This window comes from Bradyrhizobium sp. U87765 SZCCT0048 (assembly GCF_018131225.1).
Taxonomy (GTDB): domain Bacteria; phylum Pseudomonadota; class Alphaproteobacteria; order Rhizobiales; family Xanthobacteraceae; genus Bradyrhizobium_A.
In genome coordinates, this window is sequence record NZ_JAFCMM010000002.1 from 361,556 (window position 1) to 373,754 (window position 12,199).

11 protein-coding genes and 1 tRNA gene are annotated in these 12,199 nt (G+C 66.9%); 5 read left to right on the forward strand and 7 right to left on the reverse strand.

Going from position 1 to position 12,199, the window contains the following annotated elements; genetic code table 11:
- Positions 1–8: 8 nt before the first annotated feature.
- Positions 9–1,166 (forward strand): glutathionylspermidine synthase family protein, encoded by a 1,158-nt coding sequence (locus JQ639_RS14910; RefSeq protein WP_211966973.1) that lies wholly within the window; start codon positions 9–11, stop codon positions 1,164–1,166.
- Positions 1,167–1,464: 298 nt separating this feature from the next.
- Here the strand turns inward: JQ639_RS14910 and JQ639_RS14915 are convergent, their stop codons facing one another.
- The 6 genes from JQ639_RS14915 to chpT all read right to left on the reverse strand — a co-directional run bounded on the left by JQ639_RS14915 (position 1,465) and on the right by chpT (position 8,093).
- Positions 1,465–2,373: a CheR family methyltransferase gene (locus JQ639_RS14915; RefSeq protein WP_211966972.1), complete on the reverse strand. Its 909-nt coding sequence runs from the start codon at positions 2,371–2,373 to the stop codon at positions 1,465–1,467.
- Complete coding sequence (locus JQ639_RS14920) at positions 2,370–3,569, reverse strand: protein-glutamate methylesterase/protein-glutamine glutaminase (RefSeq protein WP_211966971.1); 1,200 nt, start codon at positions 3,567–3,569, stop codon at positions 2,370–2,372. Before JQ639_RS14920 ends, JQ639_RS14915 begins: the two co-directional genes overlap by 4 nt.
- A gap of 52 nt (positions 3,570–3,621) precedes the next feature.
- Entirely contained in the window at positions 3,622–3,987 is a 366-nt protein-coding gene (locus tag JQ639_RS14925) for a response regulator (RefSeq protein WP_211966970.1), read from the reverse strand.
- A 71-nt stretch (positions 3,988–4,058) separates the two neighbouring features.
- Positions 4,059–4,529 (reverse strand): chemotaxis protein CheW, encoded by a 471-nt coding sequence (locus JQ639_RS14930; protein ID WP_211966969.1) that lies wholly within the window; start codon positions 4,527–4,529, stop codon positions 4,059–4,061.
- Between the two features lie 12 nt (positions 4,530–4,541).
- Positions 4,542–7,256: a hybrid sensor histidine kinase/response regulator gene (locus JQ639_RS14935; protein WP_211966968.1), complete on the reverse strand. Its 2,715-nt coding sequence runs from the start codon at positions 7,254–7,256 to the stop codon at positions 4,542–4,544.
- 192 nt (positions 7,257–7,448) lie between these two features.
- Entirely contained in the window at positions 7,449–8,093 is a 645-nt protein-coding gene (chpT, locus tag JQ639_RS14940; RefSeq protein ID WP_211966967.1) for a histidine phosphotransferase ChpT, read from the reverse strand.
- 278 nt (positions 8,094–8,371) lie between these two features.
- On the opposite strand from chpT, the gene cysQ reads away from it, so the two are divergent.
- Positions 8,372–9,190, forward strand: a complete 819-nt coding sequence (gene cysQ, locus JQ639_RS14945; protein ID WP_349644709.1) for a 3'(2'),5'-bisphosphate nucleotidase CysQ — start codon at positions 8,372–8,374, stop codon at positions 9,188–9,190.
- Positions 9,191–9,250: 60 nt separating this feature from the next.
- Here the strand turns inward: cysQ and JQ639_RS14950 are convergent, their stop codons facing one another.
- Positions 9,251–9,682, reverse strand: a complete 432-nt coding sequence (locus JQ639_RS14950; RefSeq protein WP_371745087.1) for a YHS domain-containing (seleno)protein — start codon at positions 9,680–9,682, stop codon at positions 9,251–9,253.
- 186 nt (positions 9,683–9,868) lie between these two features.
- Here JQ639_RS14950 and JQ639_RS14955 point away from each other — a divergent pair, with 186 nt between their 5' ends.
- The 3 genes from JQ639_RS14955 (at position 9,869) to JQ639_RS14965 (ending at position 12,086) form a co-directional block, all read left to right on the forward strand.
- The gene (locus JQ639_RS14955; RefSeq protein ID WP_211966964.1) at positions 9,869–10,453 is read left to right on the forward strand and encodes a DUF1134 domain-containing protein; all 585 of its coding nucleotides are present in this window, start codon (positions 9,869–9,871) and stop codon (positions 10,451–10,453) included.
- A 269-nt stretch (positions 10,454–10,722) separates the two neighbouring features.
- Entirely contained in the window at positions 10,723–11,895 is a 1,173-nt protein-coding gene (locus JQ639_RS14960; protein WP_211966963.1) for a coiled-coil domain-containing protein, read from the forward strand.
- Positions 11,896–12,011: 116 nt separating this feature from the next.
- Positions 12,012–12,086 (forward strand) — tRNA-Val (locus JQ639_RS14965).
- The last annotated feature ends 113 nt before the right edge of the window (positions 12,087–12,199 follow it).

Below are 12,199 nucleotides of genomic sequence, written 5' to 3' on the forward strand. Positions count from 1 at the left end.
CAAGACACATGCAGCGCATCGTCTGTCCGGAGCGTGACGACTGGCAGGCCACGGCGCATGCCATGGGCTTCACGTTCCATGCCATCGGCGGCGAGCGCTACTGGGACGAGCGCGCCTACTACGGTTTCACGCTCGACGAGATCGAACGCAGCATCGAGGCGCCGACCGGCGAGCTCGATGCGATGTGCCGCCAGCTCGTCGCCCGCGTCGTCGACAGCGAGCGCGACTTGAGGCGGCTGCAGATCCCGCAAAATTTCTGGACGTTCATCGCCGCAAGCTGGAAGCGCGGCGACGCCAGCCTCTACGGCCGCCTTGACCTGCGCTTCGACGGCCATGGTCCGGCGAAGCTGCTGGAGTACAACGCCGACACCCCGACCTCGCTGTTCGAGGCCGCCGTCTTTCAGTGGACCTGGCTCGAACAGGCGATCGAGCGCCAGATCATTCCACGCGCCGCCGACCAGTACAATTCGCTGCACGAACGGCTGATCGCGCGCTGGGCCGAGGTCGCCAGGGGCAAGCCCGTGCATCTCGCGGCGATGATGGAAAACGACGAAGACGCCGGCACCCTCGCCTACCTCGAGGACACCGCGCGACAGGCCGGGCTTGCGACGACGCAGCTCGACGTCACCGCCATCGGCTGGCGCGACGACGGCCATTTCGTCGATCTCGACGAGCGCCCGATGGCGCTCGTCTTCAAGCTCTATCCGTGGGAATGGATGGTGCGCGAGACGTTCGGCGCGCGTCTCAAAGGCGGCGATACCCGCTGGATCGAACCGCCATGGAAGATGATCCTGTCCAACAAGGGCATCCTGCCGCTGCTGTGGGAGATGTTCCCGAACCATCCCAACCTGCTGCCGGCCTACTTCGACGACGATCCCGCGGCCGCGACGCTCGGCACATCGTATGTGCGCAAGCCGCTGTACTCGCGCGAGGGTGCTAACGTCACGATCGTCAGCGGCGGCGAGACGCTGGTCGCCGAGGACGGCCCCTATGGCAGCGAAGGCTTCATCCGCCAGGCACTCGCGCCGCTGCCGGCGTTCAACGGCCAGCATCCGGTGCTCGGCAGCTGGCTGGTCGGCGACACGCCATGCGGGTTGTCGATCCGCGAGGACGAGAACCCGATCACCGGCAACGGCTCACGGTTCGTGCCGCACGCGATCGTGTGAGCGCTGGTGGCCGGGCGAGAGCCGGCGCATGTCGGATTCCCGATAAGGATCGTACAGGGGAGCGGCCAACTGCCATCCGTCACCTTGAGGTGCGAGCAACGCAAGCCTCGCAGGATGAACGGCCGCTGGGCCAAGGACCGCTAAATCAAGGCTTGGGCCGTCGCCCTTCAAGGCCGCTCACAGCGCGACAGGTCGGGCTTGCCCGACTTGTCGATGTCAAAGGACGCTCCGGCTGAAGCCGGAGCTAGCCACCTCAGGGTGACGGATCACTTCAGACAAGCCCTCAAGTCACTACGTTTTAGCTGCCCGTCGCGATCTTGAACGGGCGCGCCGCTGGGGCGGTCGCGGCGGCGCCAGCCGCAAGGCCCGGCACCAGTCCCGGCGCCGCCCGGGTCGGCAGCGCGTTCGGCGAATACAGGCCACGGCGATCGGGATAGGGCTTGAACGCGTCGGTGAGACCGACCACGGTCTCGGCGGCGCCGAGCACGAGGAAGCCGTCCTGCTCCATCAACTTCACGAGACGGTTGAACACCGCGATCTTGGTGTCCTGATCGAAGTAGATCAGGACGTTGCGGCAGAACACGATGTCGAAGGTGCCGAGATGGGAGAAGTCCTGCAGCAGGTTGAGCTGGCGGTGCTGCACCATGGCGCGGATCTCCGGATTGACCTGCCAGGATTCGCCGACCTGCTTGAAATACTTCACCAGCATCTGGATCGGCAGGCCGCGCTGCACCTCGAACTGGCTGTAGATGCCGGCCTTCGACTTCTCCTGCACCTCGACCGAGATGTCGGTGGCGAGGATATCGATCCGCCAGCCGGCGAGCTGCGATCCCATTTCCTTGAGGATCATCGCCAGCGAATAGGGCTCCTGCCCGGTCGACCCCGCCGCGCACCAGATGCGCAGCGATTTGCGGGCGGCGCGCGCCTGCAGCATCTTCGGCATGATGGTGTCGCGGAAGTGCTCGAACGGCACCTTGTCGCGGAAGAAGAACGTCTCGTTGGTGGTCATCGCCTCGACGACGTCGACGATGAGACGCTCGTCGCCGGCCTTCATCTTCTGCACCAGTTCGACGATGCCGGGCAGGCCCGCCTTGCGGGCGAGCGGCACGAGGCGGCTCTCCACCAGATACTGCTTGTCCGCCGACAGCACGAGGCCGGAGCGATCCTTCAGGAGCTTGCGCAGGTAGTCATAGTCCAGTGGCGTCACGGGCGGCCCCCTGCAAACATCCGGTTCAGTTTCGGAGCGATCTGATCGAGCGGAAGAATGGCGGCGCAGATGCCCGCCTGCGCGGCGGCGCCCGGCATGCCCCAGACGACGCTGGAAGCCTCGTCCTGGGCGATCACGCTGCCGCCGGCATCGACGACGGCCTTGCCGCCGCGCATGCCGTCGGAGCCCATGCCGGTGAGAATCACCGCGAGAATGCCGGCCTGCCAGATGTCGATCGCGGACGAGAACATCGGATCGACCGCCGGCTTGCAGAAATTGACCTGCGGGCCGTTGTCGAGGGCGATCACCGCCTGCGCGCCCTTGCGCACGACGCGCATGTGCAGGCCGCCGGGGGCGAGATAGATGCGGCCGGGCAGCACCGGCTCGCCCTCGACGCCCTCATGGGCGGGACGGCCGCTGGCGCGGGTGAGATGCTCGGCGAGAATGGTGGTGAAGGTCGGCGGCATGTGCTGGGTGATCAGCACCGGCACACGGTCGATCACCGCGCCGATCTCCGTCACCAGCGACATCAGCGCCTGCGGACCGCCGGTCGAGGAGCCGATCAGCAGCACGCGCGGCGCGACGAGGCCGAACGGGCGCAGCGAGCTGTGCCCGGCGGCCGCGGCGGCCGGAGCGGCGACATGGCGCACCGGCTCGTGCCGCACGACGTTGGGCGCGGCCACCGGCGCGGCCGGCGGCGTCGGCGACACCGGGGCGATCGACGGCGACGACACCGAACGGCGCAGCCGTGCGGCGAGATGGCGGATCTTGAACAGCAGATCGCGCTTGAAGGTGCCTGCGGCATCGATCTCGCGCGTCGTCTCCGGCTTCGGCACGTAGTCGGACGCGCCGAGCGACAGCGCCTTGAAGCTGATCTCCGCGTTGCGACGGGTCAGCGTCGAGGCCATGATGATGACGAGGTCGCGCTTCTTGGCAAGCAGCATCGGCAGCGCCGAGATGCCATCGAGATCGGGCATCTCGATATCGAGCACCACGACGTCGGGGTCGCAGCGCTCGACATTATTGACGGCATCGCGGCCGGTCCGCATCGACGCGGCGACCGCCATGTCGGGCTCCGCCTCGATCCAGCGGGAGATCAACCCGCGGATGACGACGGAATCGTCGACCACCATGACGCGGATCGGCCCCGATTGCGCCGTGGTCGACGCGCGGGAAGTCGCTGCTAAAACACTCATTACTCACCGAAAAACGCCGTACACAACACAACTTGGCGAAGAAGGGCCGATGTCAGATCAGCCCGACCTCGTGAAACTTCGCGGTCACGATATCCTTGTCGAACGGCTTCATGATGTACTCGTTGGCACCGGCATGGAGCGCGCGCGCGATGTGCGCGACGTCGTTCTCCGTGGTGCAGAACACCACCTTCGGCCGGTCGCCACCGGGCATCAGGCGCAGGTTCCGCAGGAACTCGTAGCCGTCCATCACCGGCATGTTCCAGTCGAGCAGCACCGCGTCCGGCAGGCCCCGCTTGCAGGCGTCGAGCGCCTTTTCGCCGTCCTCGGCCTCGGTGATCTGGAAATCCAGACCTTCGAGAATGCGCCGCGCCACCTTGCGGATGACACTGGAGTCATCGACGACCAGACACGTTTTCATTTCCAACCTCGATTGTCGGGCCCGCTGGGGCCATTACTTGGACTTGTCCTTGGACGGACGCGGCATGTCCGTCATGCCGCCAGCTTGTCGGTGGAGATGTCCAGCACACGATCGACGTCGAGCACGACCATCAGCTGGCCGTCGAGCCGATGCACGCCGGCCGCGAGCTTGGCCATGCGCGGATCGAGATTGACCGGGTTCACCTCGCGGGTATCGTCGGCGAGCTTGAGCACCTCGCCGATGGTGTCGATCAGGAGGCCGTAGGATTCGCCTCGCAGTTCGACTCCGACCGCCATCGGCGGCCGGTCGTCCTCGCTCTTGGGCAGGCCGAGCCGCGAGCGCATGTTGATCGCGGTCACGATCCGGCCACGCAGATTCAGGACGCCCGCGACGTCGCGCGACGCCAGCGGAACCCGCGTCAGGCGTTCCGGCATGAAGACATCCTGCACCCGCGAAATCGGCAGGCCGAACAGCTGGCCGCCGATCATGGTGGTGACGTACTCGGTGACGCCGGTGGAAATCGTATCGGTCTTGGTCGTCATCACCGGTCTCCTTTAGGCCGCCTGGTGGATCTCAGTGGTCTGTTCCTTGAGCGCCGCGATCAGGCCGGGGCGGTCGAACTTCGCCACATAGTCGTGGAAACCGGCCTGGCGGCCGCGCTCGATGGCTGCCGGCGAGATCACCGACGACAGCGCGATGATCGGCGTGGTGCCGAGCTTGCGGTCGGAGCGGATGGTTTCGGCGAACTCGAAGCCGTTCATGTCCGGCATCTCGATGTCGGTCAGCACGACGTCGAACTTCTGGCCGGCGCGCAGCACGCCGAGGCCTTCCTGGGCGTTGGTGGCGACCGTGACGCGGTAGCCCGCGGCCTTGAGCACCGGCGCCAGCATGTTGCGGAAGAACGCGGAGTCGTCGACCAGCAGCACGCTCTGCGACGCCGCCGACACCCGCATCTCCTTGCGCGTGAACCAATCGGAGAAAGCCATCGGCAGGAAGTGGCCGACGTCGATGACCTCGGTCGCCTGGCCCTTGATCACCGCCGAGCCGAGCACGCCATCGCGGCCGCTGGCGACCTCGATGTTGAGCCGCTCCTCGACGATATCGATGATCTCGTCGACGACAAGGCCCATGGAGCGGCCGTCGTCGGAGAACACCAGGATCGGCTGCACACCGGTGGTGCGGATCTCGACGCCCTCGACCTGGACCAGCGGCATCAGCTGCTCGCGGTACTGCACCATGTAGCGGCCGTTGGAGAGTTCGATCTTGTCGGTCGACAGCTCCTCGAGGCGCGTGACAAGTGCGAGCGGCACGGCCTTCGGCTGGCTCGAGCCGGCGCGGAACACCAGCAGCGACGTCGTCTGGTCGGACTGATGGCGCGATGCCGCATTCTCTTCGGCGATCTGGTGCTGGGCGTCGATCGCGGTACCGAGCGCAGTGGCGATACCGTTGGGATCGACGATCATGATCACGGCACCATCACCAAGAATGGTGTTGCCCGAGAACATGTTGATGTGGCGCAGCATGCTCGACATCGGCTTGACGACGATTTCCTCGGTGTGGAACACGCCGTCGACCACGATGCCGAAGGTCTGGCCGCCGATCTGCGTCACCACGATGAAGCCGTTCTCCGGATCGGTGGCCTCGCCCTCATCGATCTTGAGCAGCTTCTTGAGATGGGTCAGAGGCAGCAGCTTGTTGCGCAACCGCAGGACGGGCGTATCCTTGATGCGCTCGATGCGATGCTCGGAGTTGGCGCGCGCACGCACCAGCTCGACCACCGCGAGCTGCGGGATCGCGAAACGGTCGCCGGCGGCCTCGACGATCAGCGCCGAGACGATGGCCAGCGTCAGCGGGATCTTGATGGTGACGCTCGCGCCCTCGCCCGGCACCGACTTGATGTCGATGGTGCCGCCGATCTGGTCGATATTCGTGCGCACCACGTCCATGCCGACGCCACGGCCCGACACGCTGGTGACGGCCGCCGCAGTCGAGAAGCCCGGCGCGAAGATGAACTTGTGGATCTGCGCTTCCGACATCTTCTCGAGTTCGGCCTCGGTGACGAGGCCGTTGGCGAGCGCCTTGGCCTTGATGCGGTCGGTATCGAGACCGCGGCCGTTGTCGGCGATGCAGATGATGATGTGGCCGCCCTCGTGATAGGCCGAAAGGCGGATGGTGCCCTGCTCCGGCTTGCCGGTCCTGGCGCGTTCGGCAGGCGTCTCGAGGCCATGGTCGGCCGAGTTGCGCACCATGTGCGTCAGCGGGTCCTTGATCAGGTCGAGCACCTGGCGATCGAGCTCGGTGTCGGCGCCGTGCATCTCCAGCTCGATCTGCTTGCCGAGTTCGCTGGAGAGGTCGCGCACGATGCGCGGCAGCTTCTGCCAGGCGTTGCCGATCGGCTGCATGCGCGTCTTCATGACGCCTTCCTGCAGCTCGGCGGTGACGCTGGAGAGCCGCTGCAGCGGCACCTTGAATTCGTTGTCCTCGTTGCGACGGCTGATCTCGAGCAGCTGATTGCGCGTCAGCACCAGCTCGGACACCATGGTCATGAGGTGTTCGAGGGTGTCGACGTTGACGCGGATCGACTGGTTGGAAATCTTGTCGCTCTCGCTGGCCGGTGCGTCCTGCTCGACGACGGACTTGCGTACGGCGGGCTTCGCCGCCGGCTTGGCCGCGACCTTCTCCGCCACGGGTTCGGCCGGCATTGCCGGCGCGATCGGCGGCGCCGCCATCTCGACCTCGGTCTCGCGGAAGGCGCGTTCGAGGTCATCGAGCGACACCTCGCCGGGGCGCAGCGGACGCTCGAGCACCTGGAAGGTCAGCGATCCCGTCGCGACCTGCGGCTCCGGTTCGACGACGGGCGGCGGTGCGGGCTCGGCCTGAATCACAGCGTCGGCACCATGCTCGGCGAGATGATGCAGCTGCTCGATCAGGTCCTCGTCGGCGCCTTCGGGCTCCGCCTCAGTGGCTTCGAGCTGATTGAGGATTTCCTTGATGCGGTCGATGGTGGTCAGGATCAGCGTCACGGCCTGGCCGGTGACCGGCATGCCGTCGCGGAATTTGCCCATCAGCGTTTCGGCGGCGTGGGCAAGCGCCTCGAGGCGCGGCAGGCCGAGGAAGCCGCACGTGCCCTTGATGGTGTGAACAAGGCGAAAGATGTTGTCGAGGATCTTGGCGTTGTTGGGCTCCTGTTCGAAGCGCACCAACTGATTGTCGACAACGTCGAGACTTTCGTTCGTCTCGGTCAGGAACTCTCGGAGCAGATCGTCCATGGACAGGCCTTCGAACACCAGGCGCGCGACCACAGCACGCCTTTCAGGGCCTGTTCAGTTTCTATGCAAAGCGTTTAATTTTAGTTGCGTGATGAGAAAAGAACGGATGCGCCAAGGAGATGGACGGATTTGGCGCGAATGGGCGCAAATCCGTCAATCAATCCTTAACGCTCGCGCACCGCGCAAGCGCCGTCAGGCCGCCTTGACCTCGACGGTATCGCCTTCGAGCGTCAGCGTGACGGTAAGGCCGCAGGACTGCGCGAGCAGGCGCGTGTAGTATGGCTGCACCGCATGCGCGTCGACCGCGGCATGGGTCGCCGCGAGTGTGTCGGCGATCGCCTGCGGGATGCGCGCGTTGAGGCCCTGGGAGCGGATGGTGAAGGTCATGGTGTCGCCTTCGCCGACGGCATCGACCGTCAGCATGCCGCCGCGCGGGATGGTCTGCTGCGCGATCACCATCATGTTGAGCAGCAGCTTGACGCGGTTCTTCGGCAGCAGCACGCGCGGCAGGTTCCAGGTGATCTTGGTCTTCTCGTCCTCGAAGTGACCACGCGCCATGTTCTGCGCATCGCCGAGATCGATCACCGCGCCGGCCGAGCCCGCCGCGCCGAACGCCAGACGGCAGAACTGCAGGCGGGCCGAGGCGGTGCGCGCGCTCTTGCGGATCAGCGACAGCGCGAACTCGCGGTCCTCCTCCTTCGGATCGTCGTCGAGCACCTCGAGCCCGTTGACGATGGCGCCGACCGGGCTGATCAGGTCGTGGCACACACGCGAGCACAGCAGCGCGGCGAGTTCGAGGGCGTCGGGGGCAGAACCAGTGGCGGGAGTGCCGGACATGGATGCGTTCCTCGGCTGGCCGCGCACGAGGGGCACGGCGAATCAAAACACGTCTTGGTTGATACACCGCGGGCGATGCTGCGGCCACCCACGCGGCCCGGCACCGCGGCGGCAGACGGCGGTACCGCCACGCCGCTCCGAGCGTGCGGGTTTCGGTGTCGTTTTCATGACAGTTTTCTTGCCCGGCGGTTGTTGATATGCCGGGGGCTGGGCGCCGCGGAGCGCCGCCGGCGGGCGACGGGACCCGCCAGCCCCGCGAGGCGCCGAAAGGGACTGCCGTGACCACGCCGGTTATCGAACGCGACGCCGCCCTCGCCCTGCTTGCTCCCCTGACCGACCTTGTCGTCCGCGCCGGCGAGGCCATCCTCGCGGTCAACCGCCGCGCCATGGACGTCATCGGCAAGGCCGACGGGTCGCCGGTGACCGAGGCCGATCTCGCCGCCGACGCGGTGATCGCCGCAGGTCTCACGCGCCTCGCGCCGGACGTACCGGCCCTGTCCGAAGAGCGCACCGACCAGACGGCGCGGCCCTGCCGCCACAGCTTCTTCCTGATCGATCCGCTCGACGGCACGCGCGAATTCGTCGCAGGCCACGGCGAGTTCACGGTCAACCTCGCGCTGATCACCGACGGCCGGCCGCTGCTCGGCATCGTCGGGGCGCCGGCACTGGGGCTGATCTGGCGCGGGGTCGTCGGTCAGGGCGCCGAACGCATGTCGGTCGCCCCCGACGGCTCGCTGGGCGCGCCGGAGGCAATCCGCACCCGCGCGTTTCCGGGCAGCCCGTGGATCGCGGCGGTCAGCCGCTCGCATGGCGATGCCCGCACCGAGGCCTTCATCGACGCGCGGCCCGGCGCGGTGCGCCAGGCGATGGGCTCGGCGGTGAAGTTCTGCCGGGTGGCCGAGGGCAGCGCCGACATCTATCCCCGCCTCGCCCCGACCTGCGAATGGGACGTCGCCGCCGGCCATGCGGTGCTGACCGCGGCGGGCGGACGGATCATCGACACGCAGGGCCAGCCGATCCGCTTCGGCGAAACGCGCGACGACTTCATCATTCCGGAATTCATCGCGTTCGGCGACGGTGCAGCGGCGACGGCCTAGAACACGATCCTTGCGTTTGACGCCGTGCCTTCACGTCAACAGGTCGCGTTCACGCGCATGCTAGCGCGCCAGCGTCTCGCGCAGGGCGGGCCAGGCGGCCGCGGCGGCGCGGGCCGTGGCGTCGGGGCGCGCCGCGAACGCATTGCGGCTGTCCTCGCGGGCGAACAGATAGAGCCTCTGGCCATAGATCAGCCACAGCCGCGGCTGTCCGGCCACCGCGACGCCGCGGGCGACATCCACGGGATCATAGCCGCCGAACTGCGGCCCGTAGATCTGGGGGGCAGCCGCGAAGAACGCGCGGTTGTCCTCGTTGCGAAACCGCCACACGGCGCCCTGGGCCATCAACTCGAACTCGGGAAGGCCCTTGAGCATCTGTCCGTCGGTGAAGTAGGCCACGGGATCGACCCCGCCGATCGCAAGGCCAGTGTAAGCTTCGACCACTATGCGTTCGGTGGTCGCCGCCGGCGCGCGCGCAATGCTCAAGGACAGCACGAAAAGGCCGGCGACCGCCGCAATCCGGCCGATTTGAGGCCATCGCCCTTTCATTTCCTGCCGCCGTACCGTCATAGTTGCTGCGGATAACCCCTTGAGTCGGGAACGCTGGCCACCTTTAAATTCATCTTCTCAGTATCCGGTTAAGCTGAGGATCGGGATTCATCTTTGAGACGAGAGGCCTTCATGACCTTCGCTTCGCGCCTGACGGCGCTGATGCTCGCAGCGTTCGTGTGCTGGAGCGCGCCGGCCGTGGCACAACAGGGCGCCCCCGCGCAGCAGCAGCCCGGCTCCTACGGTCCGGACGAACTGGTGACCGCCGGCCATCGTTTCTTCGGCAACGTTTCGCGCGGCCTCGCATCGGTGATCGAGAAGGCGGTCAGCCAGTGGGGCCTGCCCAACGGCTATGTGCTCGGTGAGGAAGGCAGTGGCGCGTTCGTCGCCGGCCTGCGCTATGGCGAGGGCACGCTCTATACCAAGAACGCCGGCGACCTGCGCGTCTACTGGCAGGGCCCCTCGCTCGGCTTCGACTGGGGCGGCGACGGTGCCCGCACCATGATGCTGGTCTACAACCTGCCGGCGACCAACGCGATCTATCAGCGCTTCGTCGGCATCGACGGCTCGGCCTATCTCGTCGGCGGCTTCGGTATGACGGCGCTGACCGCCAACAACATCGTCCTGGTTCCGATCCGCTCGGGCGTCGGCCTGCGCCTCGGCGCCAATGTCGGCTACCTCAAGTTCACGCCGCGGGCGACCTGGAACCCGTTCTGATCCCGATAGGCCGCCCTTGAGCGGCCCGGCCTTCCCCTGATCCGGCAGGCAGCCCCGACGGAGGGCGGGAACCGGCGCGATTTACGTTAACAAGCGGTCGCGCTGGATTTGCGAGCGGACGCCGTGGCATGGTGAACAAAGGGTTTTCGCACCGGGCCGCGCGCCACCGCGCCGCCGGCCCATTCGCAACCCATTGGAAAAGTTAGCCTTGTTCTGCCCCGGCCGGAGCGCGCTCCGGATGGGCCGTGCCGTCACGCAGGAGTTTCTCCATGGTCGAGCCGATCATGTATCTGGGGATCGGTTTCCTGATCGCCGCGCTGCTCGCGCTGATGGTCATGCCGCTGGTGCACAACCGCGCCGTCCGGCTGACCACCAGGCGGCTGGAGGCGGCGACGCCGGTGTCCATGGCGGAGATCCAGGCCGACAAGGACCAGCTGCGCGCCGAATTCGCCATGTCCGCCCGCCGGCTGGAAATGAGCGTCGACCAGCTCAAGAACAAGACCACCAGCCAGCTCGCCGAGCTCGGCAAGAAATCCGATGCCATCAACCGCCTGCGGGTCGAGCTCGGCGAGAAGAACGCCGCGCTGTTCGCGCTCGAAACCCGCGAGAAGGCGATGAAGGCGCAGCTGCGCACCACCGAGGAGGAATTCACCGCCAAGACGGCCGCGCTGCGCACGGCCGAGCAGGCGCTGGCCGACAAGCACCGCGAACTCGACAAGGTGCGGCAGGATCTCACCGGCCAGAGTTCGGCGGCCGCCGGCCATCAGGCGGAGATCGCCGCGCTCAACGCCCAGATCGAGGTGATGAAGCTGCAGGTCAGCACCGCCGCACGTGAATTCGGCGACGCCGAGCAGAAGCTCACGGCGCAGCGCGTCGATTCCGACGCCGCCGCGCGCGATCTCACCGATGCCCGCAGCCGCGCCGAAAACCTCGGCCAGCGGGTCGGCGATCTCGAAAGCCAGCTCTCCTCCCACACCCGCGACGTCGAGGCGCTGAACGGTCGCATCGCCACGCTCGAACAGGAAAACCAGCAGCTGCGCCGGCAGGCCGGCACCGCTGCGGCCGCGACGCCGGACGCCTGGCGCAGCGAGAAGGCGGCGCTGGAAGCCCAGCTCAAGGGCAGCGGCGAGGACAAGGCGCGGCTGCAGCGCGAGCTCGCCGCGCTCCAGCAGCAGACCGAAAGCTCCTGGGCGACCGAGCGTATGGAGAACGCTTTGCTGCGCGAGCGCATCAACGACATCGCTGCCGAGGTCGCCAAGCTCGCCTCCGCGATCGAGGGCCCGAACTCGACCATCGATGCGATCCTGTCCGCCGAGCCCCTGGCCATCCCTGCCGCCAACGGTCAGGCGACCAATGGAACGGCAGTCTCCAGCGGCGGAACACTGGCCGACCGTATCCGCGCGCTGCAGACCCATGCCTCCCGCGCCCGCCCGGCCGGCTGATTTCAGCCAAATCCCTTGATTTGATGCAATTGTCGGCCCGCGACGCTTGACACCCCACCCCCGCGTTCCGTAAATCGCGGCTTCGATGACCGGCGGCCTCGTCCGCCCATCGTCCCGGGCGCATAGCTCAGCGGGAGAGCGTTCCCTTCACACGGGAGAGGTCCAAGGTTCGATCCCTTGTGCGCCCACCATTCGGTCTTCCTGATCAGTTTATATAGCTCGGCGGCGTAGCGATCGAACTGCCCTCGGCGCTCGTCTTCCTCCGCCGGGATGACCGACAGTTCCTCGCGATGGGCCAAATTCA